This is a genomic window from Bradyrhizobium betae (genome assembly GCF_004123905.1).
Lineage (GTDB): Bacteria > Pseudomonadota > Alphaproteobacteria > Rhizobiales > Xanthobacteraceae > Bradyrhizobium > Bradyrhizobium betae_A.
Genome location: NZ_MZXW01000016.1, coordinates 218,008 through 242,289, shown reverse-complemented (window position 1 = coordinate 242,289; position 24,282 = coordinate 218,008). Strand labels below are relative to the sequence as shown.

Genomic DNA, 24,282 nt, shown 5'->3' with positions numbered 1-24,282 from the left:
CCGCGGCACCCCGCAATGCTGGTCCGCAAAAGTACGGAGCGGCCTATTGGGACCGGATTAAGGGGTCGGTGCGAGGTTGGCTGGCAACAGCACCCGCCAGGCGATGGATTCAGGCTTCGACGATCTCGATTACGACTACGCCGCGTCCATCGCCGGACGGGCGGTGCGGAGCATGGCCGAACAGCGGATTCCGCCGACGCCGACCAATTTTGCCGTCTGGTTCCAATATTTCGCAGGCAGCCATGACGATTTGCGCAACGCCATCGATCTCCTGATCGACCATAACCGTCCCTTCGATATCAGGACCAATCAGGATCTGTTCGAGACCTACGTCGCGCCCCAGGCCGCCGCCATCGGGACGTCGGAGCGGCTCCATGCCCTGATGGGCGCCGCGAAGGAGTTTCTGGCGACTGCGATCGCCGACAACCATTCGCAGATGCAGGCGATCAGCGGGGTCGCCGACCAGGGCAAGGCCGGTGTCAACCCGAAGGCGCTGGTCGCCCAACTCATGGACGAGCTGGCCCGTGCCGCCACGCGGACGACGCGTCTGGAGGCGGGCTTTGCTGAAAAGGCCCGCGAGCTCGACGTCATCAGGGATTCGCTGTCCAAATCCGAGGAGCGTGCGCGGACCGACACGCTGACGGGGCTGGCGAACCGGCGGGCACTCGACGAATTCCTGCGCAAGGCGCAGGTGACTGCGGACTGGGGCGAGCCGCTCAGCGTGTTGATGCTCGACATCGATCACTTCAAGGCTTTCAACGACGATTTCGGCCACGGTGTCGGCGACCAGGTGCTGCGTCTGATGGCGAAGGTGTTGCGCGAAAAGGTTCGCGAGCCGGATCTGCCGGCCCGCTATGGCGGGGAGGAGCTGATCACCGTGATGCCGGGTGCCGATCTCGCCACTTGCGCCGTGGTCGCCGAGCGCATCAGGCGCGCGATCGCCGAATGCACGATCACGCGCCGCTCGACCGGCGAAATCCTGCCCAGCATCAGCGTGTCGATCGGTGTGGCGCAGTATCGGTCCGGTGAAGCGATCACCGATCTCATCGAGCGCTGCGACCGCGCGCTCTATCTCGCCAAGGGCGGCGGCCGTAATCGCGTGGTGACGGAAGCCGAGGTCGATCGCGTCGGAGCTGCGGGCTAGGCGCTCGCCGCCAGCATCATATCCGTTGCGCCGTGGTCGATCACCATGATGCCGTGCTCGACGACGTTGTTGCGGCCGCGGTGCTTTGCGGCGTAGAGCGCGGCGTCGGCGGCTTCGATCAGGTCGCCGGGGCGCAGGCTCTCATTCGGCTTCGTCGCGGCGACGCCGATCGAAACGGTGACGATCATATGGGCGGAGGTGATGTGCGGCAGGCAAAGTCTCAGCACGGCCGCGCGCGCCTGTTCGCCGATCTCGACGGCGCGGTTCACATCGGTGTTCGGCAGCAGCAGGCAGAATTCCTCGCCGCCATAGCGCGCCGCAAAGCCCATCGTGTCGGCGGCGATGCCGGAGAGCGATTCGCCGAGCCTGGTCAGGCAGGAATCGCCTTCGAGATGGCCGTAGGTGTCGTTGAAGAGCTTGAAGTGGTCGACGTCGATCATCAGCAGCGCGAGGTCGCTGCCATATTGCTGCGCGCGCATCCACTCGAAGTCGAGCCGGCTCTGGAAGCCGCGGCGGTTGGCGAGGCCCGACAGCATGTCGATCGAGGCCATCACGGTCAGGCGGTCATTGCTTGCGATCAGCTCGCGCTCGCGCTGACTGAGCTGCGCGGCCATCGCATTGAAGGCGCGCGCCAGCGGCACGAACTCGGCCGGCAGGCGATTGCGCGCCGCGCGCGCCGACAGGTCGCCCTCGCCGAGGCGCTTGGCCATGTCGGCCAGCATCTCGATCGGCTTGATCACGAGCTTTTCAGCGGCGATGAGCGCGCCAAGCAGGACGAACACGACGACGAAAGCGAGCTGGAGATAGGCGGTGCGGATGTCGCGGCTGACCGCCGCGGACACCTTGTCCTCGTCGATGCTGGCGATCAGGCGAGCGTTGGTGCCGGCGATGCGGATATAGCTCACCGCGCGGCGGGAGCCGTCGGCGGCGAGGAAAGAGAGCGAGCCTTCGTCCTGGTCCGACCGCAGCGCCTTGTCGGCAATCGCCGACATCAGCGGCATGTTGTCGAGGGGACGGCCGATCGCGCTGTACTGGTCAGCCGGTGCGGCCAGCACGGTGCCGGCGCTGTCGACCAGCACGGCCGTGATGCCGGCACGGCCGCCGAGATTGTTCATGACCTTCGACATCCAGTCGAGGTTCACGGTGGCGAGCACGACGGCATCGGCGACGCCGCTGAACGCAGACACCGGGTAAACCGCCATGACGGTCGGCGACGGCACCGGCCGCGACAGGATGAAATCGCTCAGCACGAAACGGCCGGTTTCCTGCGCCTGCTGAAAGTAGGGCCGGTCACTGAGATCGAGGCCGACATACATGTTGTTGGTGGCGCACTGGATGCGTCCGTCCTGACCGGCGATGAGAAGCGTGCGGATCCAGGGCAGGTTCGACGGCAGGCTCGCGCGCAGCACGTCGCAGCTCTTGCTGATGCCGCCGGCGGAGGCGCGGATGAAGGCTTCCGATTTCAGGATGGTCTCGACCGACGAGATCACCTCGCGCTGTGCATCGGCGCTGTGTCTTGCAACGGTGGTGAATTCGGCCGCGGCCTGCGCGATCTGCTTCGCGCGGGTGTCTTCGAGCGAGCGGACGCGCTCGAACATCAAGGGCGTCACCAGAATCACCGCGAGCAACGCGAGGCGCGCCCGGATTCCGAGAACCTGCTTGAGTTTCGCTCGTTTGCGGTTGAAACTGAGTTTTGCCATATCCGCTGCCCACCCCGCGGGCTAAGGTAAAGCGAAGGGTTCAAAAACTCTTTCTTGAACTCGGTAAAATTAGAAACAGCACCGCAACAATCCGGTCCGATCCGACGTCATGACAGAAGAAAACGCCGCGCCGGTAACCGGCCATTCACCAAACGGGCTCGCCGCGGTCGAGGCCGAAATTGCACGCGCCTGCAAGGAAGCGCGTCGCGATCGCACCTCCGTCACGCTGATCGCGGTGTCGAAAACTTTCGACGCGGATTCAATTACCCCGGTCATCGCCGCTGGACAGCGCGTATTTGGTGAGAATCGGGTGCAGGAGGCCAAAGGCAAATGGCCGGCGTTAACGTCTGCTTACTCCGGTATCGTGCTGCATCTGATCGGGCCACTGCAATCCAACAAGGCGAAAGAGGCGGTGGCGCTGTTCGATGCCATCCATTCGGTTGACCGTCCGAGCATTTGCCAGGCGTTAGCCAAAGAAATCGAATCCCAGAAAAAGCACCCGGAACTGTTCGTCCAGATCAACATCGGCGAGGAGCCGCAGAAAGCCGGCGTCGCGCCGGGCGAGGCCGATGCCTTCCTCGCGAGCTGTCGCGACACCTACGGGCTGACGATCTCGGGGTTGATGTGCATCCCGCCGGTTGACGAACCGCCGGCCGCCCATTTCGCGCTGACCGCCAAGATCGCCGCGCGCAACGGTTTGAAGAAGCTCTCAATGGGCATGAGCGCGGATTTCGCCACAGCCATCATGTTAGGTGCCACGCATGTCCGGGTGGGGAGTGCGATCTTCGGGCATAGGTAGGAGCCGTCATCGACGGCCGCGCGCCATACGAACTCTCGATTTCGTCATTGCGAGCGAAGCGAAGCAATCCAGAATCTTTCCGCGGAGGGACTCTGGATTGCTTCGCTTCGCTCGCAATGACGCGTGGAGAGAGGCGCGCTCGCAATGACAGCGGAGTGCGTGGCGGCCTACACAAACCCCACCGACGCCTTCCCCAACACCCCAAAATCCACCGCAAAATGATCGCCGGCCCGGATCGGCAGCGGCGGATGGCATGTGCCTGTCGTGACCACCTGCCCTGCCCGCAAGGTGATGCCGAGCCCGCGCAGCTCGTTGGCAAGCCAGGCGAGCGCAACGCGGGGATCGCCGAGCACGTTCTTGCCATGGCCGAGATAGTGCTGGCCGCGCAGCGTGATCTGCGGCCGTTCCTCGACGAGATCCATCGCGCGCCAATTCGCCGATGTCGCCGCGCCCAGCACGAACAGATGCGCGCAGGCATTGTCGGCGATGAGCTGCGCCTCACCGGCGCCGGCGAAATCGGAAAAGCGCGAATCCGGAATCTCGATTGCGGGATGCAAGCTGTCGACGGCGGCCAGCACCTCATCGACGGTGTAGGATGCCGCGCGCGGCGGCAGATCGCGGCCCATGCGGAAGGCGAACTCGGGCTCGCCGACGCGCATCTCGTTGCCCTTCATCGGAACGGTGCCGCCATCGGCAATCAATGTGTCGCTCATGATGCGACCGGCCAGCGGTCCCGCGACATTGATGTGCTTCTGTCCCGATTCGCTAGTCGCCGCGATCTTCCAGCCGAACAGGTTTCCAAGCGATTGGGTCTCGAGCACGGCCTGCACGGCATAACCATCAGCGCGGCTCTGTGGTCGCAACTTTGCCTCCAGCGCATCACACTTGGTGCCGTCACGCCAATGTTTGACGAGGACGTGCGAAGCGGTGGCGATCTGATCCTTGTCGAGCATGTGCCTTCACCCGATGATGATTTTTGTTTTTGGTCCCAGCCGCCGCAGCAATTGTAGCATCGCCGCCCTGGTCATGGAGACGCAGCCCGCGGTCGGCCCGAAATTGTCGCGGGCGAGGTGCAAGAACACCGCGCTGCCGTGGCCGGCGATGCGCGGCCTGGTGTTGTGGTCGATTTCGATGATGAAGTCATAGAGATGGTCGGCCCGTTTGAGCCGGTCACCGCCCTGCTCCCGGTCGAGCCGGATAGCCTGATTGTAATGGCGGTCGTTGGGGTCCTCGCACCAGGCATCTAGGTCGCCGATGGTCCTCGCCGGCAAAAAAGTCCTGGGACGGCTGTGCCGGTCGCCCCGCCACCACAATTGCCTGGGACGAAAACTGCCCCTGGGCGTGCCGCCATCGCCCTCGCGCTTGTTGGCCAAAATGCCGCCGCGCCCCAGGGCCACCGGAATGGTGAGCGCTCCGGCCGTCAGCCAGCCCCGGCGTGGATTCCCGGCGGCAGGCTTAACGCGGATCGCGGAGAGTGGTCCGGAGCTCCGATTTCGGCTATAACTAACTGACACAGCTTTGTTTTTCATGTGAACGTGCGATGTCGAATTCATTACAGGACATTCATCAAAACGCCCTGCTATTTTGAGTTAGAGTGGTTCTGGCTTGTGAATCGGTAACAGCCCACTACTTCAAGACGAACAACAATAATAACGGCGACCCCTAAACTTCCCTCTCGGCTGGGTGCAGCATGGATGCGCGCCGCGCCGGACCCCAAAAGGATGACCCCCTATGGCCAATGCCCGCAAGATCCTGATCGTGGATGACGATACCGATCTGCGCGATACGTTGGTGGAGCAATTATCGCTGCACGAAGAATTCGAAGCCTCCGCCGTCGATACCGGCGCCAAGGGTGCCAGCGCCGCAAAGGCCAATTCCCCCGATCTCGTCCTGATGGATGTCGGCCTGCCCGATACCGACGGCCGCGAAGTGGTCCGCTCCCTGCGCAAGGGCGGCTTCAAGGCCCCGATCATCATGCTGACCGGGCATGACACCGATTCCGACACGATTTTGGGCCTGGAATCCGGCGCCAACGACTATGTCGCAAAGCCTTTCCGCTTCGCCGTGCTGCTGGCTCGCATCCGCGCCCAGCTTCGCCAGCACGAGGCCAGCGAGGACGCGGTGTTTTCGGTCGGCCCCTATTCCTTCCGCCCGGGCTCCAAGATGCTGACCGCGGCCAATGCGCGAAAAGTCCGGCTGACCGAGAAGGAAACCGCCATCCTCCGCTTCCTCTACCGGGCTGGCCAGATGCCGGTGTCGCGCGAGACCCTGCTGCAGGAGGTCTGGGGCTACAATTCCGGCGTCACCACCCACACGCTGGAAACCCACATCTACCGCCTCCGCCAGAAGATCGAGAAGGACGCCGCCAACCCGGAGATCCTGGTCACGGAAGCCGGTGGCTACAAGCTGGTGCCGTGATACGTTCCAAGGGTGTGCGAATCGTTTTAGATCGCGTGCCCTTGAACCTCGGATCTGAATGTCAATCGACGACGACGTAGCGCTTCTCGAGCGTGTCCCGACACTGCGCCTGTTGGGAGATGCCTCGTTGCGCATGCTGGCGATCGGCTCCGAGCAGCGTAACTTCGTCCGCGGCGACACCCTGTTCAATCTCGGTGATGATGCGGATGCCGGCTACGTGGTCCAGCGCGGCACCTTCCGGGTCGATGACGGCGCCGGCGCCGAGATGATCGCAGGTCCCGGCGCGCTGATCGGCGAGCTCGCGCTGGTGGTGCCGATGAAGCGGCCGTCGAGCGCGACCGCGCTGGAGCATGCCTCCGTCATCCGCGTCGCGCGCAGCCTGTTCCAGCGCGTGCTCGAAAGCGATCCCGCCGCCGCCGTTCGTCTCCGCGACGAATTCGCGGTGCGCTCCAGCCAGATTGCGAGCGATATATTGATGGCAGGTGCGAAGCTGACCAGCTGAGAGCTTCGCTCCATCCGGGCTACGGGACCTCAGACTTCCAGCGTCACCGTCACCGGGACATGATCCGACGGACGCTCCCAGCTCCGCGCGTCGCGAAGAATCTTGAAATCGCTGACCGCATCCTTCAGCGCGCGCGAGACCCAGATGTGATCGAGCCTGCGGCCGCGGTCGCCGACGGTCCAGTCGGCGGAGCGGTAGCTCCACCACGTATAGACCTTTTCCGACATCGGGATGCGCTCGCGCGCGACATCGATCCATTCGCCGGCTGCGAGCGCCGCTTGCAGCTTCTCGGTCTCAACCGGCGTGTGCGAGACCACTTTCAAAAGCTGCTTGTGCGACCACACGTCGTTCTCGTGAGGGGCGACGTTGAGATCGCCGACCAGGATGTGGCGATCCTCACCGCGCGGATGCAGCGGCTCGCACGCCTTCATCTCGTCGAGGAAGCGGAGCTTGTGGTCGAATTTTTCATTCAGCGCGGGATCGGGAATGTCGCCGCCGGCGGGCACGTAGAAATTATGCAGCACCAGCGGCTTTGCGATACTGGCCTTCCCGCCGAACGATACCGAGATGTGGCGCGAATCCACCTTGTCGCAGAAGGTACGGATGTCGGTGGACTCGAACGGAATCTTTGAGACGATGGCGACGCCGTGATAGCCCTTCTGCCCGTTCAGCGCGACGTGCTCATAGCCGAGCCGCTTGAAGCGCTTGAGCGGAAAGGCATCGTCGATGCACTTGGTCTCCTGGAGGCACAGCACGTCAGGCCGCGCGCTCTTGAGGAATTTCGCGACCAAATCGATGCGCAGCCGCACCGAATTGATGTTCCAGGTTGTCAGGGAAAAACGCATGAGGGCTGCGTCTTAGCATGGATCGGCGTGGGGAAAGCACCTGTGCGCTATAGGCCGGTTCGGCCATCCACGACAATCTCTCGTGCCCCGGACGCTGCGCGGCACGAAGTGACGCGCTGCTGAGCCGGGGCCCATCTGAGCCGCGCATTGGATCCCGGCTCTGCGCAGCAACGCCAAGAGCGTTGCAGCGCGTCCGGGACACGAGACCTAGCCCGGCGACGGTCCGTAGTTGGTGAAGTCGATCTTGAACATGCCGGGATCGAGCTTCTTGGTCGCGTCGAGATTGTAGACCGCGATCGTGGTGTCGTAGCCCTGCGGGTCGGTGACGGTCCACTGCTTCAACTGGCCGTCCTTGGCACCGAACATCAGCATCAGGCGGCTGGTGCCGACCAGCGCCTGCTTCTCTTCGATGGTGACGCTGACGAAGATATCGTCGGCGGAGACGCTGACGACGTTGGTGTCCTTCATCAGATCGATACGGTCGGACAGCAGGAAGCGCAGCGGCGTCTGCGACAGCGGATAGACATCCTGGGTCGCGAGCTTGCGGTCGCGCACCACCAGCGAGGATCCGTCGGCGACGATGTCGATCGGGCTTGGCGCGTCATATTCGAAACGCACCTTACCGGGCTTCTGGATGTAGAAATCGCCTTGCGTCTTGCTGCCGTCGGGGCCGACCTGGACGAAATTCCCGACCAACGTCGACAGCGACGACAGATAGGCGCTGACCTTGGCCGCTTGTGCCTTCTGGTTGGCATCAAAGGTCTGGAAGATGCTGCTCGGGACGTTGCGGCGCGGATCGGGGATGACCGGATTCGGCGGCGTCTGGGTCGCGCCCGTGACAGCCGGCCCGCCGGCCGATGCTCCGGCATCGCGGCCCTTCGGCGCGGGTTTCGGCACGGGCACGCTTTGCGCGAACGACGCCGCGGTCACCATCGCGGCGGTGACGAGAAGCACGCCGGCCACGCGCGCGCTTCGCGCGGCGATGGTGGCAGCGAATCGAATGTCCGGATGTCTGATCAACGCGTCGTCCTGTATGGCTGGGCGCCTTTTTAGCGTGATTTCGGGCAAAAGCAGATAACGATTTCGCGTGAAATCATGTTTTGAGGCCCCTCGCCTCACATATGGCTGTCTTCTTCCTCGACCAGAATCTCGCGCTTGCCGGCGTGGTTGGCGGGGCCGACGATGCCTTCCAGTTCCATCCGCTCCATCAGCGATGCGGCGCGGTTATAGCCGATCTGGAGCCGGCGCTGGATGTAGCTGGTCGAAGCCTTGCGGTCGCGTTTGACGATGGCAACGGCCTGCTGGAAGAGATCGCCGCCGCCATCCGCGCCCATGCCGCTGGCGTCGAACACGGCGCCGCCGTCCTCGTCCTCAGTCGGCTCTTCGGCGGTAACAGCTTCAAGATATTCCGGCTGGCCCTGCGTCTTGAGGTGGCGCACCACCTTCTCGACTTCGTCGTCCGACGCAAACGGTCCGTGCACGCGGCTGATGCGGCCGCCGCCGGCCATGTAGAGCATGTCGCCCTGGCCGAGCAGCTGCTCGGCGCCCATTTCGCCCAAAATGGTGCGGCTGTCGATCTTGGAGGTGACCTGGAAGGCGATGCGGGTCGGGAAGTTCGCCTTGATGGTGCCGGTGATGACGTCCACGGACGGACGCTGCGTCGCCAGGATCACATGCAGGCCAGCGGCGCGCGCCATCTGCGCGAGGCGCTGCACCGCGCCTTCGATGTCCTTGCCGGCGACCATCATCAAATCGGCCATTTCGTCGACGATGATGACGATGTAGGGCAGCGGATCGAGCGAGAGCTTCTCTTCCTCGTAGATCGCCTTGCCGGTCTCCTTGTCGAAGCCGGTGTGCACCGTGCGCGTCGGCTCTTCGCCCTTGGCCTTCAATTCGAGCAGGCGCGTGTTGTAGCCGTCGATGTTGCGCACACCGAGCTTGGCCATGTTCTTGTAGCGCTCTTCCATCTCGCGCACGGCCCATTTCAACGCGACCACCGCCTTCTTCGGGTCGGTCACGACGGGGGTGAGCAGATGGGGAATGCCGTCATAGACGGAGAGTTCGAGCATCTTCGGATCGACCATGATCAGCCGGCATTGATCGGGGCGCAGCCGGTAGACCAGGCTGAGGATCATGGTGTTGATGGCGACCGATTTGCCGGAGCCGGTGGTACCGGCGATCAGCATGTGCGGCGTGCGCGCGAGGTCGATGATGACGGGGTCGCCGCCGATAGTCTTGCCGAGGCAGAGCGGAAGTTTCGCAACCGAATCGACAGTCTCTTTGGTGACCAGCAGTTCGCGCAGATAGACCTTTTCGCGATGCGCGTTTGGCAGCTCGATGCCGATGGCGTTGCGGCCGGGCACGACCGCGACGCGCGCCGACAGCGCGCTCATCGATCGCGCGATATCGTCGGCGAGGCCGATCACGCGCGACGACTTGATGCCGGGCGCCGGCTCCAGCTCGTACAGCGTGACCACCGGACCCGGATTGGCCTTCACGATCTCGCCGCGCACGCCGAAATCTTGCAGCACGCCTTCCAGCGCGCGCGAATTGGCTTCCAGCTCGGCCTTGCTGAGCGGCTGGCGATCGCCGGCCTTGGGCGCGGCCAGCACGGAGACGGACGGAAGCTCGAACTTGTCGGAGGATTTTTTGGAAGCCGCTTTTGGCGCAGCTTTCTTGCGTGGGGCACGCGCGGCGGGCTCTTCGTCTTCCTCCTCGTCTTCCTCTTCTTCGTGCTCCTCCTCGTAGTCCTCATCTTCGGACTGCGGCGAGATCGGTGGTGCCGCGCGGCCGCCGCCGAGATTCGGCTCATGGCGGCTGAACGCAACGGCCTTGGTCTTCGGCCCGCTCGAAACCAGTGAACGGTAAGCGGCACCACACAGCCAGATCAGTCGTGCCTTGGTACTCATCAGCGCATGGAACAACCAGCCCAGTGACACCGAGCCGCGATCGCTCTCTTCGTTTTCGTCGAGCGGCTTGTCGTCATCCTCGATGTCCGCGAGCTCCTCGTCGTGCTGGCGCGCGCCGAGACCGCAGGCGATCAGGAAAGTCGCGGCCATGCCTGCGAACAGGATCACACCGAGCACCGTGCGATAGATCGTGCCGGGTGGCCCGAAAATCACCGCAGGCGCGCGTACCAGCGCATCGCCGACCACACCGCCTAAACCGGTCGGCAGCGGCCATGCGCCGCCATGCGGCCAGCAGCTGACAAAGCCTGCCGCGATCACCGTGCAGAGGATCCAGCAGCCGAGCCGTAGCGCTTCGCGGTCGAACGGGCGATGCGTCATCATCCGCCAGCCCCAGACCGCAACGGTCAGAACCAGCATGATCGCGCCGAGCCCGAGGATCTGCATCGCAAGGTCGGCGCCGATTGCGCCGGCATAGCCGAGGATGTTGCGGATCGGCCGCGAGGTGGCGTGGCTGAGGCTCGGATCCTGCACCGACCAGGTCATCATCGCCGCCGAGGCGAGGCCCGACAGCGTGATCAGGCCGAAGCCGGTGAGCTCGCGCACGCGTCGCGTCAACGCCTCGCGGATCGACGGCGGCAGATGGCCCACCAGTGGAATGACACGTTCGATTGCCGACATGCTCACGGGCCCCGCCTAACCCAGAGTCTCGACCAGGCGATGCAGCGCCGCCGCCGTGGTCTCCCCATCCTGCACCAGCGCGAGGCGAATGTAGCCTGCGCCGGGATTGAAGCCGTCGGGCTGGAGCCGCGCCAAAAAGCTGCCGGGCACCACGCGCACGCCTGCTTCCTTGAAGAGTCTTAGACACACCGACACGTCGTCGCCGAGCTCGGACGTGTTGAGCCAGACGCAGAAGCCGCCGTCGGGCCGGCGATAGCCGTAACGATTGCCGATGATCTGGTCGGCGAGATCGAACTTGATCCGGTAGAGCCTGCGGTTCTCCTCGACATGCGCTTCGTCGCCATAGGCAACGGTTGCGACATGCTGGAGCGGCACCGGCACCTGGGGCGCTGCGATGTTGCGCAGCTCCAGGAACATGCCGATGAATTTTTTGTCCCCGGCGGCGAAGCCGACACGCAGGCCCGGCAGATTGGAGCGCTTCGACAGCGACTGGAACGCGGCCACGCGGGTGAAATCGGGGCCGGCGCATTCGAGCGCGCTGCCGGGGGCCTCGCGGGTGTAGATCTCGGAGTAGCACTCGTCGCTGAGGATCATGAAGTTGTAGCGATCGGCGAGTTGCTTCAGGCGCGTGAAATAATCGCGCGATGCGACCGAGCCCTGCGGATTGGCTGGCGAGGCCAGATAGAACGCCACGGTGCGCGCCAGCGTCGTTTCGTCGATCGCGTCGAGATCGGGCAGGAAGCCGTTTTCGACGGTGGTCGGCAGATAGACCTGTTCGCAAGCTGCGGCACCGGCGCCGGCGCCATAGACCGGATAAAACGGGTTCGGCATCAGGATAGCGGGCTTGCCGGGCTTCGGGCCGACATAGCGCGCTGCCGCGATCGCGGCGAGGAACAGCCCCTCTCGGCTGCCATTAAGGACGAGCATCTCGCTCTTGGGGTCGAGCGCGCGCGGCAGCCTGAAGCGTGATGATAACCAGGCGCTCGCTGCATTCCGGAACGGCTCGGTGCCCTGGTTCATCGGATAACGGCCGAAATCGGCGATGTGCTTGGCGAGCACCGGGCCGACGAAATCGGGCACCGGATGCTGCGGCTCGCCGACCGCGAGCGAAATCAAGGGCTTGCCGGGCTGATGCGGCGCCAACAGCTCGTTCAGCCGGACAAAGGGCGAGCGTGCTGAATCGGAGCTACCACCGCCCTGCGGCGCACGGGATGAAGCGGTCATAGCCATTCTGGGCGCCAGTACTCTTGGAACAGCCGGTCGCACCAAGGCGCCGGCGGGAAGCGGTTCAGTTCACCATAGATAGGGCGAGGTTAAGACGCGATTAACCATCGGCTTTCCGCGCTATCAAGAGTCATTTGCGTGACCCGGCCGCGTCCCTGAAACGTGGATGCCCGGGACAAGCCCGGGCATGACGAGTTTCGCGGTATAGGCGCGGCTAGTGCCCCGGCAGCTTCTCGAACGTCGCCATGCCTGCGGGGATCGCGTGGAATTCCTGCTTGTCGCAGGTGTAGATCGCCATCTGCGGCTGGAACTGGTTTGGCTCGTCCAGCGTGCCGACCTTCAGGATTGCGGCGGGCAGGCCCGGAACCTTCGTCACCAGATGCGTGCCGCATTCGGCGCAGAATTCGCGCGTGACGGCGCGCTCGAGGTCCTTGCGGGTGAACTGCTTGGGTTGTCCGGTGATGTAACTGAAGCCGGCCGCCGGCATCGCGATGAAGGTGTTGGGCGCACCGCCCGAGATGTACTGGCACTCGCGGCAATGACACTGGGCCTGCATCATCGCATCGCCCTCGGCGACATAGCGCACTTCGCCGCAATAGCATCCGCCTTCCAAACGCATGACGACCTCCCGATTGTTTTTCGTTGTGGTCGCTATTTCTGCGCCGGCAATCTGGAATGGCAATCGTTTTCTTCTGCGCGCGAGACAAAAAGAAAGGGGCTCCAACTTGCGCTGGAGCCCCTCAACGGTCGGGGCATTGCCGGGTATGTGCCCAAACCGTAGTTGTGGACGCGGCCCCGAGGAGAGCCGCGCCCGGGAGGATCGTTACATGTTGTAGGCGCGCTCGGTGTGCTCGGTGATGTCGAGACCTTCACGCTCGGTCTCGACATTGGCGCGGAGGCCAACGATCACATCGACGACCTTGTAGAGGATCGCCGAACCGATGCCCGACCACACCAGCGTGGTGCAGACGGCCTCGATCTGGGAGATCATCTGCGCGGTGAAGTCGTAATCGGCAACCTTCGGCGGGATCGCCGTGTAGTCGATGATGCCCGCGCCGCCGAGGGCCGGGTTCACCAGGATGCCGGTGCCGAGAGCGCCGACGATGCCGCCGATGCAGTGCACGCCGAACACGTCGAGCGAGTCATCGTAGCCGAGCGCGTTCTTCACGACGGTGCAGAAGAACAGGCAGACCACGCCGACCACGAGACCGAGGACGATCGCACCCATCACGCCGGAGAAGCCGGCGGCAGGGGTGACGGCCACGAGGCCCGCGACAGCGCCGGAAATGACGCCGAGCACGGAGGGATGACCCTTCACGATCCACTCCGCGAACATCCACGACAGCGCGGCGGCTGCGGTGGCGACGAAGGAGTTGGTCATGGCAAGGGCAGCGCCGCCGTTGGCTTCGAGGTTGGAGCCGGCGTTGAAGCCGAACCAGCCGACCCAGAGCAGCGAGGCGCCGATCATCGACATGGTCAGCGAGTGCGGAGCCATCAGCTCCTTGCCGTAGCCGGTGCGCTTGCCGATCAGGAGAGCGCCGACGAGACCTGCAATGCCGGCGTTGATGTGCACCACGGTGCCGCCAGCGAAGTCGATCGCGCCCTTCTTGAAGATCCAGCCGGCGTCGGCGTTGATCTCGTCGAGCTTGGCCTGAGCCGCGGTCTTCGCTGCGCCATCAGCCGCAGCAGCAAGAGCCTTGGCCGCATCCTGGATCGCGTCCGGGCCGGGCCAGTACCAGACCATGTGCGCGATCGGGAAGTAGATCAGCGTGACCCAGAGCGGGATGAAGAGGGCGATCGCCGAGAACTTCATGCGCTCGGCGAAGGCGCCGACGATGAGGGCGGGCGTGATCGCCGCGAAGGTCATCTGGAAGCACACATAGACGAGTTCCGAGATGTTGGCGTCGACCGAGAAGGTCGCGGCCTTCGAGTCGGTGGTGACGCCCATCATGAAGGCCTTGGAGAAGCCGCCGATGAAGTCGGAACCGCCGGTGAAAGCGAGGCTGTAGCCGTACACAGCCCAGATCACGGTGACGACGCAGACGGTGTAGAACACCTGCATCAGAACCGAGAGCATGTTCTTGGAACGGACGAGGCCGCCGTAGAACAGCGCGAGGCCGGGGATCGTCATCAACAGCACGAGCACTGTCGATGTCAGCATCCAGGCGTTGTCTCCCTTGTTGACCGTTGGCTCGGCATAGGCTGCGGTCGCAGCGAACAGGCCGACTGCGAGAGCCGCCAATCCCGCGCCATAGGGACGCTTAAACGTCATTGTATTCACTCCTGATTGGTAAAGGTTGAGCGCGAAATCAGAGGGCCGCGGCATCGGCCTCGCCGGTGCGGATGCGAACCGCATGGTCGAGGTTGATGACGAAGATCTTGCCGTCACCGATCTGTCCGGTTTTCGCGGCGGACGTGATGGCGTCGATGGTCTTGTCGACCTGGTCGGAGGCGACAGCGACCTCGATCTTGATCTTGGGCAGGAAGCTCACGGCATATTCGGCGCCGCGATAGATTTCCGTATGGCCTTTCTGACGGCCATATCCCTTGACTTCCGTCACCGTAAGACCGTGAACGCCGATGGCGGTCAGGGCGTCACGGACTTCTTCCAGCTTGAATGGCTTGATAATCGCCATAACAATTTTCATGGGTCCTATCCCCGCTTGGGCCCGGTCCGGACGTGGCCGGGCGTTTCTCGACTGGTTCGCCACGAGGGAGAAAGTTCACTACGCGGGCACAGCCAGCACCCATAGAATCAAATGCCGTGCCAGATCGGGCGACTTGCCTAACGGACTATGAAAACGGGTGTTTTCGCGTTTGACGCGTATTGCGGCGCAGTGCGCTATTACGTCGCGCTCATTGCGTGATCACGCCTGATCAAAAAGAAGGCACGACAGGCTGCCGACACAATGCTGCTCATGTGTCGGGCAGCCGAAAGGTATCCAAATATGGGATGGAAGCCTTGCCGTGCTGCGAAATTATCGCGCCCTTCGCGGCCGTGCTCACGGGATACGCGCAAATGCGCGCAACGAATTCGCCGGCTTGAGGCCGCTGTCGGCCGATCAGGCGGCGTCACGCTCCGCGAACACCCTGTCGATCAGGCCCCATTCGACCCCCTGCTGCGCGGTCATGAAGTGGTCGCGGTCCAGGGTCCGCTCCACCTCCTCCTCGCGGCGCCTGCAATGCTGCGCGTAGAGCCGGATGAGGCGCCGCTTGGTCTCCTGCATTTCGGTGGCATGGATCAGGATGTCGGACGCCTGGCCCTGAAAGCCGCCGAGCGGCTGATGCACGTGGAGGCTGGCATTGGGCAGCGCGGCGCGGTGACCGGGCTCGCCCGCCATCAGCAGGAACGAGCCCATCGAGCGTGCCGTGCCCATGCACAGCGTATGAACCGGTGCCTTGATGAACTGCATGGTGTCGTACATCGCCAGCCCACTGGTGACCACGCCGCCATAGGAATTGATGTAGAGGTTGATCGGCTTGTGCGGATTCTCCGCCTCCAGGAACAAGAGCTGCGCGCAGACGAGGCCCGACATCGCATCATTGACCTCGCCGTTGAGGAAGATGATGCGCTCGCGCAGCAGCCGCGAGTAGATGTCGAAGGATCGTTCGCCGCGCGCTGATTGTTCGACGACCATAGGGACGAGCTGAAGCATGTCGCGCATCGGCGACCTCCATGGCTGCAGGTGATGAAGTCTTGCTGGTGTCAGGCGGCTGCGCGCATCAGGCAGCAATTGCTGTTGGCCGGCTTCGGCAGCTTCGTTCCGATGTCGCAGGCTTGCTGGATGATGCGAAAGCGGGTGCCGCCTGACACGTTCGGCTCGATCCGGAAGATGACGTGGCTTTCGTGATAGGGCGGTTCGGAATCACGAAGCCGGAAGCGCACCTCTTCGCCAGGGATCGATGTTTCCGGCTCGGCGCCCGCAAGGTCGCAATCCGGCAGCCAGCGCTCACGCAATTCAGGAATGGTCACGGCGCGCCAGACTTTTGCCGGCGGTGCGTCGAACTCATATTCGAGCACCAGCTTTGCGTCGGGACGATCAGCTTCGACTGCGTCGCTCATTGATCCATATCCTTCAAGAGATCGGCGAGTGCGTCCATGCGCTTCGGCCAATAGGCGCGGTACCGCGCAAGCCACGCTCCGATGGCAACGATTCCGTCCGGGTCGACTTCGTAATTCACAAAGCGGCCTTGCCGCTGCTCGCGCACGAGGCCTGCCGCGCGCAGCACCGAAAGATGCTGCGACATCGCCGGCTGGCTGATCTCCAACCCGTCGCGCAAAGTGCTGGCATTCAGGCTTCCGCCAGCGAGCTTCTCAAAGACCTTGCGGCGCGTCGGGTCGGCCAGCGCCTTGAAGATGTCGGCTTCGATCATGACAACACATAAGCACGCGCTTATGTGTTGCGCAAGCCCTTAGTACTAAGCCTTACTGCAAAGCCTCGCCATGCTGCGAAATGTCGAGCCCTTCGAGTTCATGCTCGCGCGATACGCGCAAGGGAACGAACAGCGCGACCAGCTTGAGCAGGACAAAACTCACGCCCGCCGCCCAGACGAAGGTGACGGCGACCCCGTAAAGCTGGATCAGGAGCTGCTGCGGATGGCCCTCGATCAGGCCGGCCGTGCCGCCGATCGCGCTGGTCGCGAACACGCCGGCCAGCAGCGTGCCGGTCAGGCCGCCGATGCCGTGGACGCCGAACACGTCGAGCGAATCGTCATAGTTGAAGCGGTGCTTGAGCCAGGTACAGGCCCAGTAGCAGACCGCGCCGGCGACGATGCCGATGACGATGCCATGCCAGGGCGCGACGAAGCCCGAGGCCGGCGTGATGGTGCCGAGACCTGCCACCGCGCCGGAGATCATGCCGAGCACGGATGGCTTGCGCCGGGTCGACCATTCGATCGCGCCCCAGGTCAGCGCGCCGGAGCAGGCCGCAAGATGCGTCGCGATGATCGCCAGCACCGCGCGCGAATTGGCTGCGCCCGCCGAGCCGCCGTTGAAGCCGAACCAGCCGACCCACAGCAGGCCGGTGCCCATCACCGCGAGCGACAGATCGAACGGCGAGAGGTTTTCGGTGCCGTAGCCATGACGGCGCCCCATCACCTTCGCCGCGACGAGGCCGGCGGTGCCGGCCGACAGATGCACGACGAGGCCGCCGGCGAAATCCAGCACGCCCATGCTGGCGAGGAAGCCGCCGCCCCAGACCCAATGCGCCAGCGGAATGTAGACGAAGATGAACCAGGCCACCGAGAACACGAGATAGGCGGAGAACCGCATGCGGTCGGCGACCGAGCCCGCGACCAGCGCCACCGTGATGATCGCAAACGTCATCTGGTACAGCATGAACAGCGCTTCCGGGATCGTCTTCGCCGCCGGGTTGACGCTGTCCATGGTCATGCCCGCGAGAAACCAGCGGTCGAGCGTGCCGATCCACGGGCCGTCGCCGACAAAGCAGAGCGAATAGCCGAACGCGACCCAGAGAATCGAGATGATCGTCACCGCGGCAAGGCTCTGCGCCATGGTCGCAAGCACGTTCTTCTTGCGCACCATGCCGGAGTAGAACAGCGCGAGACCCGGGATCGTCATCATCAGCACCAGCGCGGTGGCGACGATCATCCAGGCGGTGTCGGCGGTGTTGATCTCGGAGGCTGCGGCATGCGCCGGTGAAGCCATGATCGACAAAAATCCGACCGGCGCAGCCATAAATGCTGCCCGGCGCAACAATCCCGCCATGTCGTTTCCCCAGCAGTGATGACGTCGCACGCTGTGGCGTCGTTGCCCGGTGCGATCGAAGTAGACTTGTTAAAGTTTAAAGCGCGTCGCTGTCGGTTTCGCCGGTGCGGATGCGCAGCGCATGGTCGATCGGCGTGACGAAGATCTTGCCGTCGCCGATCTGCCCGGTGCGCGCCGTCGCGGTGATCACGGCGACCGCCTTGTCGGCAACGTCGGAGGCGACCGCGATCTCGATGCGCAGTTTTGGCAGGAAGTTCACGACATATTCCGCGCCGCGATAGATCTCGGTGTGGCCCTTCTGGCGGCCATACCCCTTCACCTCGGTCACGGTCATGCCGTGGACGCCGATCGCCGTCAGCGCCTGGCGGACTTCATCGAGCTTGAAGGGTTTGATGATCGCGACGACGAGTTTCATGGTCAGGCCTATTCCCCGGGATGCGCAGCGCCGTATGTCCCCGGCGCAGCGTCAATCTGGCATCTTTCCGGGCAAATGGCATAAAAATGTTGCAGGTTGAAGCGGAAAAACGTTTGGCCAAGGGCGATCATGTGAACGGCCGCCTCTGTACAGGGCAGCGGTTCATCCAGCACAATGCATTTTTGGCATGGATGCGGTGAACCGAAGCGTGCCAGCCGGTACATAAGTATGTTTGAGGGGGACGTTCCATGGCGAGTTGGTTCTACGCATCCGAGGGCAAGCAGCAGGGGCCCTATCCGGAAGGGCAATTCCGCGACCTGGTCGCGCAAGGGATTGTGCGCCCGGATACGCTGGTGTGGTCCGAGGGCATGGCCGGCTGGCAGAAAGCCGCCGAAATCCCCGGCCTGATCGGCGGCGGCGGCGCACCCCCGATGATGCCGGCCGGTGGGCCGCCGATGATGGGCGGCAGGGGTTACGGTGGCGGGTCGCTGTCGGCTGATTTCAGCGCGTTCGGCCTTCTCGGCCGCGCCATCGTGTTCGTCATCGGCATGCTCCTGGTGATCCCCGCACCCTGGGTTGCCGTCTGGTTCTACAAATACGTCACGTCGCATATTCAGGTGCCGGGCCGCCCGAACTTCGGCTTTGCCGGTCAGCCGATGGACATCTGGTGGGCGTTGATGGCGAATGCCCTGCTGACTTATGCCGGCGCGACCGGCATTTCATACGCGCCGCTGCTTGCCACGATCGTCAATGCCTTCCTGGCCTGGGTGATCCTCCGCTGGATCGTGGCCAATCTCAGCTCGAATGGTGAACGGCTGCCGCTCTCGTTCCAGGGCAGCGCGATCGGCTATGTCGGCTGGTATCTGCTCATGCTCATCTCGACCATCACCATCATCGGCTGGGCCTGGGTCCTGGCGTACTGGATGCGCTGGATATGCCGCAACACCGAGGGTACGCGGCGCGAGATCGTATTCAGCGGCAGTGGCTGGCAGATCCTGTGGCGGACCGTCGTGTTCTCGCTGGCCTGCAGCTTCATCATCCCGATCCCGTGGATGCTGCGCTGGTACGGCAACTGGTACGTGGCGCAATTCGGCCTCGTGGATCGTGCTGCGGCCGCCGCTCGCGGCTACTGACTGCTACCTCCGCTCGCGCACGGAGCCTTCCTGCGCGACGGAGGCCACCAGCGTGCCATCGGGCTTGAAGATCGAGCCGCGGGTCAGGCCGCGGCCGTCCTGTGCGCTCGGTGAATCCTGCGCATAGAGCAGCCATTCGTCGGCGCGGAACGGGCGGTGGAACCACATCGCGTGGTCGAGGCTCGCCGGCATCATGCGCTTGTCGAACAACGTGCGGCCATAGCGCGCCATGATCGCATCGAGCAGCGAAAAATCCGAGGCGTAGGCGAGCGCACACATGTGCAGCGCCGGATCGTCGGGCAATTTCGCCGCGGTCCTGATCCAGACGTGAATGCGGCCGTCCTCGATCTTCTGGCCGAAATAACGGCCGAGCTCGACGGGACGCAGCTCGATCGGACGATCGGATTCATAGTAGCGGCGAATGAAGTCCGGCATCTCGCGGAACATCGGCTGCTTCGCCACTTCCTCGGCGGTGAGCTTCTCGGGCGGCGGCACCTCAGGCATCTTGTCCTGATGGTTGAAGGCGCCCTCCTCCTCGGCGTGGAAAGACACCATGATCGAGAAGATCGCGTTGCCATGCTGGATCGCGGTGACGCGCCGTGTCGAATAGCTCTTGCCGTCGCGCAGGCGCTCGACCTGGTAGATGATCGGGATCTGCGGATCGCCCGGCAGGATGAAATAACAATGCAGCGAATGCGGCAGCCGGCCGTCGACCGTCCTGCAGGCCGCAACCATCGCCTGCCCGATCACCTGGCCGCCGAACACCCGTTGCCAGCTCGTCTTCGGGCTGCTGCCGCGGAACAGATTTACCTCGAGCTGTTCGAGGTCGAGGATCGAGATCAGGTCGATCAGGCTTTTTGACATGGTGGTGCTTTCTTGCCGTCATCCCGGACGAGCGCTCCGGAATGACACAATGGGGCTCTCCGCCCTTGTTTCACCGCACTGTTTCGCCCACCTCAAGTCTGCTAGCAAGACCAGGAATGAGCCGGGAAACTAGATATGTCGGTACAGGGTAGCATTGTCATCGGCGGGGGCGCGTTTGCCGGCCTCGCACTGGCTCTGGCGTTGCGCCAGGGGCTCGGGCCCGAGATCCCCGTCATCGTCGCCGATCCCGCGCTTGCCACACGGCCGAGCCGCGACCCGCGCGCGACCGCGATCGTGGCCGCCTGCCGCCGCCTGTTCGAGGCGATCGGCGCCTGGGACGATGTCAGGGGCGAGGCGCAGCCGATCCTCGACATGGTCGTCACCGACTCCAAGCTGGAGGACGCCACCCGCCCGGTGTTCCTGAACTTTGCCGGCGATGTCGCGCCGGGCGAGCCCTTCGCGCACATGGTCGAGAACCGCCGCCTGATCGATGCGCTGGTGGTGCGTGCCGAGGCCGAGGGCATTGATCTCCGCGCCACCACGGTCGCGTCTTACGATGCGCGTGCCGAGGGCATCGACGTGACGCTCGGCGACGGCAGCGTGATCGCAGCGAGCCTCCTTGTCGCGGCCGATGGCGCGCGGTCAAAGCTGCGCGAGCGCGCCGGCATCGCCACCCATGGCTGGGAGTATGACCAGTCCGGCATCGTCGTTACCGTCGGCCATGAGCGCGATCACGAGGGCCGTGCGGAGGAGCACTTTTTGCCCGCAGGTCCGTTCGCCATCCTGCCGCTCTCGGGCAAGCGCTCGTCGCTGGTGTGGACCGAGCGCCGAGCTGAGGCCGCGCGCATCATTGCGCTGAGCGACGAGGAGTTTCACGGCGAGCTCGAGCAGCGTTTTGGTTTGCATCTCGGCGAGGTGAAGGCGCTCGACAAGCCGCGCGCATTCCCGCTGTCCTATTTCGTCGCGCGCTCCTTCATCGCCGAGCGCCTCGCGCTGGTCGGCGATTCCGCGCATGTCATTCACCCCATTGCGGGCCAGGGTCTCAACATGGGGCTGAAGGATGTCGCCGCTCTGGCCGAAGTCGTCGTCGATGCCGCTCGGCTCGGCATGGATCTCGGCGGCGGCGACGTGCTCGAGCGCTACCAGCGCTGGCGCCGCTTCGACACGATGGCGATGGGCGTTGCCACCAACTCGCTGAACTTCCTGTTCTCCAACCAGTCGACCTTGCTGCGCACCGTGCGTGACATCGGTCTCGGCCTCGTCGACCGCGCTCCGCCGTTGAAGAATCTCTTCATCCGCCAGGCTGCCGGGCTGACGGGTGAGATACCGCGGTTGTTGAAGGGCGAAGCGTTGTGAGGGGGGCGAATGGTGAGTAGCGAATAGCGAGTAGGCCCATTCGCTACTCGCCATTCCCTATTCGCCATCCTCAATCGATCTTGCGCGCCTCTTCCGGCAGCATGATCGGGATGCCGTCGCGGATCGGATAGGCGAGCTTGGCGCTGCGCGAGATCAGCTCCTGCTTCGCGGAATCGTACTCCAGCGGGCCCTTGGTCAGCGGGCAGACCAGGATCTCCAGCAGCTTGGGGTCGACGCTGTTTTCGGGGCGTTCGGTGGGCGCGTTCATTGTGGTCTCCGGCGATCGGTTGCCTCTAGCACAGAAAACCACGGTCTAGGCGGAAACCATCCGCATAATTTCGTCGAGCAGGCCGTGGAGCCGCGCCGCCGGCACCGGTGTGCCAGACAGGGCAAAGCCGAGAAACGTCCAGTACAGGATCTGCGCGCGGGCCTGCGCGGTCGCAGGGGCAAGTCCGCGCTGCTCCAGGAGCTGCTCGATATAGTCGATCCTGCGGCGGTCGATCGCGCGGACCGCGCCTTGCGCGGCTGCATCGAATGCCGCCCAGTTGCGCACGGCGCGTTCCAAATCGAGCCGCGCGCCAAAAGTCCGCCGTAGCAGCGCCTGCAGCGGCTCGTCGCTTCCGGCCTCGACATCGGCGATGATCTGCTCGGCCGCAATCTCTCGCCAGCGTTTCAGCACGGCGGCATGGAACGCGCCGAGATCGGCAAAATGCCAATAGAAGCTGCCGCGGGAGACGCCCATGGCCCTTGCGAGCGGATCGGCCTTCAGGGCCGTGAAGCCATTTTTGGCAAGCACCTTCAGGCCTTGCCTGATCCAGTCGTCGGCGGAGAGCTGCTCGGTCATGTCGGTTCCCGAAATTCGACCATACATTAGTGTATTGACAGGCCGTGGACCAGCGCCTATCTCACCATACACAGATGTATGGAAACATCCTCGGGAGCTTCGTCGATGCGTGACCTCTTGCTCCAATGTGCCGGCGCCGCCGCCATCGCCGTCGCCCTCATCCATGGCATCCTCGGGGAGACCAAGGTGTTTCCCCGTGCCCGGATCGAGCCGGAGCGGCTCCGGACGCTGATCCGCCTGGTCTGGCAGGCCTCGACCGTCGCCTGGATCGGGGGTGGCGTGCTGCTGATCGCGGCGCCCTGGATGGGCTCGGAGCCGGCGCGCCGCTGGATCGTCGTCACCATGGCCTGCGTGTACGGCCTGTCCGCGCTCGCCAACGCATGGGCGACGCGTGGCCGCCACTTCGGCTGGATGGCGCTCAGTGCCGTCGTCGCGCTCGCAGTGGCCGGCTACTAGCAACGCGGCTCTTGCCTGTGAGGCGTAAGGCCGCAGCGGCCGTTCAAATGCGTGCTGCTTACGGAACGCGCTGATCTTTTTCGGATCGTTAGAACAACTCTAAAGCCGTGCAGCCCCGAACCGGATTGACTTCACCCTCTCTTTTGCTTCCTTCGGTCCCGCTTCGCGCCACGCGCGCACACGACAGAGGAGGAGACGTTCGTGAAGGTCATTCGTGTTGTTGCCATCGCACTGACGATCGGGATTGGGATGAGCTCGGCGGCCATGGCCGACGGTTTCAAGGACTGCACCAAGCTCGACAAGGCGTCGTGGAAGCCGGCCAGCGAAGCTGAAGCCAAGGCCAAGGCGCTGGGTTACGAAGTGCGCCGCTCCAAGATCGAAGGCTCGTGCTATGAAGTCTACGGCGTCAAGGAAGGCAAGACTTTCGAGCTGTTCTACAGCCCCGAAGATCTCAGCCTGAAAAAGACGGTTGCCAAGTAAGGCTCAAGGATAGTCCCGGCTTGATCGACAAAGCGGTACCAGAAGCGCGCGGGGTGTCCGTCAGGACCCCCGCGGATCGAACTGGACCGCGAACGGTCGCAGTCTGGGACCTCCCGCTACGCCTCTGGCACTGGGCTCTCGCGGCCAGTGTTCTCGCCGCGTGGTTCACTCCCACCGTCTACGACGGCCTGCACCGCATCCTCGGCTATACGGTGCTCGGGCTCCTGGCCTTCCGTTTGGTCTGGGGCTTTTGGGGAAGCCGCTATTCGCGCTTCCGCATGGTCGGCGTCAGGCTTCGTGCTGCGCCGGGCTATCTCTGGAATCTGCGTCGCGGCATGACGGGCCGCTATATTGGTCTCAATCCGGCGGGCACGTTGATGCTGGTGGCGCTGCTGCTGTCGCTCGCCGTTTCGGCGATCACGGGCGCGATGTCGGTGACCGTTACGTTCTTTGGCGTGTGGTGGATCGAGGACACCCACGCTTATGCGTCGGATGCCGTCATCGTGCTGGTCGTGCTGCACGTCGTGGGCGTGGCGCTGATGGGAATTCTCCAGCGCGAGAACCTCGTGCGCGCGATGATCACTGGGCGCAAACGCATCCGCAGTCACTCCTGAGGCGAGACGAATTTTGGGGCGTGCCACGTAGTTCTACGGGAAGCGGAACCTCACCCGCAGCACAGACTACCACCAGCGCCACATTGTCGAGATGACGTTTACCTCACGATAGGCATGCAACTGGGCATTGCAAAAAATTAACGCGGAGAAAGTCCGATCGGATCAATCGTCAC

Annotated in this window: 27 protein-coding genes; 9 read left to right on the top strand and 18 right to left on the bottom strand. The window is 63.8% G+C overall.

Annotated features, from left to right (window positions below; translation table 11 throughout):
• Positions 1-103: 103 nt before the first annotated feature.
• Positions 104-1,144 (top strand): GGDEF domain-containing protein, encoded by a 1,041-nt coding sequence (locus B5V03_RS11325; protein WP_206736151.1) that lies wholly within the window; start codon positions 104-106, stop codon positions 1,142-1,144.
• Here B5V03_RS11325 and B5V03_RS11320 read toward each other — a convergent pair.
• Complete coding sequence (locus B5V03_RS11320) at positions 1,141-2,844, bottom strand: diguanylate cyclase domain-containing protein (RefSeq protein ID WP_129270132.1); 1,704 nt, start codon at positions 2,842-2,844, stop codon at positions 1,141-1,143. The genes B5V03_RS11325 and B5V03_RS11320 overlap by 4 nt on opposite strands.
• A gap of 109 nt (positions 2,845-2,953) precedes the next feature.
• On the opposite strand from B5V03_RS11320, the gene B5V03_RS11315 reads away from it, so the two are divergent.
• Positions 2,954-3,643: a YggS family pyridoxal phosphate-dependent enzyme gene (locus B5V03_RS11315; protein ID WP_129270130.1), complete on the top strand. Its 690-nt coding sequence runs from the start codon at positions 2,954-2,956 to the stop codon at positions 3,641-3,643.
• Positions 3,644-3,810: 167 nt separating this feature from the next.
• On the opposite strand, the gene B5V03_RS11310 is transcribed toward B5V03_RS11315, so the two are convergent.
• Positions 3,811-4,596, bottom strand: coding sequence for a 2-keto-4-pentenoate hydratase (locus B5V03_RS11310; protein WP_129270128.1), 786 nt, complete (start codon positions 4,594-4,596; stop codon positions 3,811-3,813).
• A gap of 6 nt (positions 4,597-4,602) precedes the next feature.
• Positions 4,603-5,172 (bottom strand): L,D-transpeptidase family protein, encoded by a 570-nt coding sequence (locus B5V03_RS11305; RefSeq protein ID WP_164987934.1) that lies wholly within the window; start codon positions 5,170-5,172, stop codon positions 4,603-4,605.
• Positions 5,173-5,374: 202 nt separating this feature from the next.
• On the opposite strand from B5V03_RS11305, the gene B5V03_RS11300 reads away from it, so the two are divergent.
• Complete coding sequence (locus B5V03_RS11300; protein ID WP_008142830.1) at positions 5,375-6,061, top strand: response regulator transcription factor; 687 nt, start codon at positions 5,375-5,377, stop codon at positions 6,059-6,061.
• Positions 6,062-6,119: 58 nt separating this feature from the next.
• Positions 6,120-6,563, top strand: a complete 444-nt coding sequence (locus tag B5V03_RS11295; RefSeq protein WP_129270124.1) for a cyclic nucleotide-binding domain-containing protein — start codon at positions 6,120-6,122, stop codon at positions 6,561-6,563.
• Positions 6,564-6,592: 29 nt separating this feature from the next.
• Here the strand turns inward: B5V03_RS11295 and xth are convergent, their stop codons facing one another.
• The 12 genes from xth to B5V03_RS11235 all read right to left on the bottom strand — a co-directional run bounded on the left by xth (position 6,593) and on the right by B5V03_RS11235 (position 18,362).
• Entirely contained in the window at positions 6,593-7,408 is an 816-nt protein-coding gene (gene xth / locus B5V03_RS11290) for an exodeoxyribonuclease III (protein WP_129270122.1), read from the bottom strand.
• A gap of 207 nt (positions 7,409-7,615) precedes the next feature.
• Positions 7,616-8,371: an outer membrane lipoprotein carrier protein LolA gene (locus B5V03_RS11285; protein ID WP_129271181.1), complete on the bottom strand. Its 756-nt coding sequence runs from the start codon at positions 8,369-8,371 to the stop codon at positions 7,616-7,618.
• Between the two features lie 152 nt (positions 8,372-8,523).
• A complete protein-coding gene (locus B5V03_RS11280; protein WP_129270120.1) occupies positions 8,524-11,001 on the bottom strand; it encodes a DNA translocase FtsK in 2,478 nt (825 codons plus the stop codon).
• A gap of 9 nt (positions 11,002-11,010) precedes the next feature.
• Positions 11,011-12,225 (bottom strand): aminotransferase class I/II-fold pyridoxal phosphate-dependent enzyme, encoded by a 1,215-nt coding sequence (locus B5V03_RS11275; RefSeq protein WP_164987933.1) that lies wholly within the window; start codon positions 12,223-12,225, stop codon positions 11,011-11,013.
• Positions 12,226-12,433: 208 nt separating this feature from the next.
• Complete coding sequence (locus B5V03_RS11270) at positions 12,434-12,838, bottom strand: GFA family protein (protein WP_129270116.1); 405 nt, start codon at positions 12,836-12,838, stop codon at positions 12,434-12,436.
• 204 nt (positions 12,839-13,042) lie between these two features.
• Positions 13,043-14,491 (bottom strand): ammonium transporter, encoded by a 1,449-nt coding sequence (locus B5V03_RS11265; RefSeq protein ID WP_129270114.1) that lies wholly within the window; start codon positions 14,489-14,491, stop codon positions 13,043-13,045.
• 37 nt (positions 14,492-14,528) lie between these two features.
• The gene (locus tag B5V03_RS11260) at positions 14,529-14,867 is read right to left on the bottom strand and encodes a P-II family nitrogen regulator (protein ID WP_008142813.1); all 339 of its coding nucleotides are present in this window, start codon (positions 14,865-14,867) and stop codon (positions 14,529-14,531) included.
• 414 nt (positions 14,868-15,281) lie between these two features.
• Positions 15,282-15,884: an ATP-dependent Clp protease proteolytic subunit gene (locus B5V03_RS11255; protein WP_129270112.1), complete on the bottom strand. Its 603-nt coding sequence runs from the start codon at positions 15,882-15,884 to the stop codon at positions 15,282-15,284.
• A gap of 41 nt (positions 15,885-15,925) precedes the next feature.
• Entirely contained in the window at positions 15,926-16,282 is a 357-nt protein-coding gene (locus tag B5V03_RS11250; protein WP_129270110.1) for an SRPBCC family protein, read from the bottom strand.
• On the bottom strand, positions 16,279-16,593 hold the full coding sequence (locus B5V03_RS11245; protein WP_129270108.1) for an ArsR/SmtB family transcription factor: 315 nt from the start codon (positions 16,591-16,593) through the stop codon (positions 16,279-16,281). Before B5V03_RS11245 ends, B5V03_RS11250 begins: the two co-directional genes overlap by 4 nt.
• A 52-nt stretch (positions 16,594-16,645) precedes the next feature.
• The gene (locus tag B5V03_RS11240; RefSeq protein WP_129270106.1) at positions 16,646-17,947 is read right to left on the bottom strand and encodes an ammonium transporter; all 1,302 of its coding nucleotides are present in this window, start codon (positions 17,945-17,947) and stop codon (positions 16,646-16,648) included.
• A gap of 76 nt (positions 17,948-18,023) precedes the next feature.
• Positions 18,024-18,362: a P-II family nitrogen regulator gene (locus B5V03_RS11235; protein WP_008142802.1), complete on the bottom strand. Its 339-nt coding sequence runs from the start codon at positions 18,360-18,362 to the stop codon at positions 18,024-18,026.
• A gap of 248 nt (positions 18,363-18,610) precedes the next feature.
• On the opposite strand from B5V03_RS11235, the gene B5V03_RS11230 reads away from it, so the two are divergent.
• A complete protein-coding gene (locus B5V03_RS11230; protein WP_129270104.1) occupies positions 18,611-19,495 on the top strand; it encodes a DUF4339 domain-containing protein in 885 nt (294 codons plus the stop codon).
• 3 nt (positions 19,496-19,498) lie between these two features.
• On the opposite strand, the gene tesB is transcribed toward B5V03_RS11230, so the two are convergent.
• Positions 19,499-20,359 (bottom strand): acyl-CoA thioesterase II, encoded by an 861-nt coding sequence (gene tesB, locus B5V03_RS11225; protein ID WP_129270102.1) that lies wholly within the window; start codon positions 20,357-20,359, stop codon positions 19,499-19,501.
• 135 nt (positions 20,360-20,494) lie between these two features.
• On the opposite strand from tesB, the gene B5V03_RS11220 reads away from it, so the two are divergent.
• Positions 20,495-21,715, top strand: a complete 1,221-nt coding sequence (locus B5V03_RS11220; RefSeq protein WP_129270100.1) for a ubiquinone biosynthesis hydroxylase — start codon at positions 20,495-20,497, stop codon at positions 21,713-21,715.
• 70 nt (positions 21,716-21,785) lie between these two features.
• Here the strand turns inward: B5V03_RS11220 and B5V03_RS11215 are convergent, their stop codons facing one another.
• Positions 21,786-21,983, bottom strand: coding sequence for a Trm112 family protein (locus B5V03_RS11215; RefSeq protein WP_092027743.1), 198 nt, complete (start codon positions 21,981-21,983; stop codon positions 21,786-21,788).
• A gap of 45 nt (positions 21,984-22,028) precedes the next feature.
• On the bottom strand, positions 22,029-22,559 hold the full coding sequence (locus tag B5V03_RS11210; RefSeq protein ID WP_129270098.1) for a TetR/AcrR family transcriptional regulator: 531 nt from the start codon (positions 22,557-22,559) through the stop codon (positions 22,029-22,031).
• Positions 22,560-22,664: 105 nt separating this feature from the next.
• On the opposite strand from B5V03_RS11210, the gene B5V03_RS11205 reads away from it, so the two are divergent.
• From B5V03_RS11205 to B5V03_RS11195, 3 genes are all read left to right on the top strand, one after another.
• Complete coding sequence (locus B5V03_RS11205) at positions 22,665-23,015, top strand: hypothetical protein (RefSeq protein ID WP_129270096.1); 351 nt, start codon at positions 22,665-22,667, stop codon at positions 23,013-23,015.
• 201 nt (positions 23,016-23,216) lie between these two features.
• Positions 23,217-23,495, top strand: a complete 279-nt coding sequence (locus B5V03_RS11200) for a PepSY domain-containing protein (protein ID WP_129270094.1) — start codon at positions 23,217-23,219, stop codon at positions 23,493-23,495.
• 20 nt (positions 23,496-23,515) lie between these two features.
• Positions 23,516-24,109 carry a cytochrome b/b6 domain-containing protein gene (locus B5V03_RS11195; RefSeq protein WP_129270092.1) on the top strand — a complete coding sequence of 198 codons (594 nt, stop codon included), beginning with the start codon at positions 23,516-23,518 and terminating at the stop codon, positions 24,107-24,109.
• The last annotated feature ends 173 nt before the right edge of the window (positions 24,110-24,282 follow it).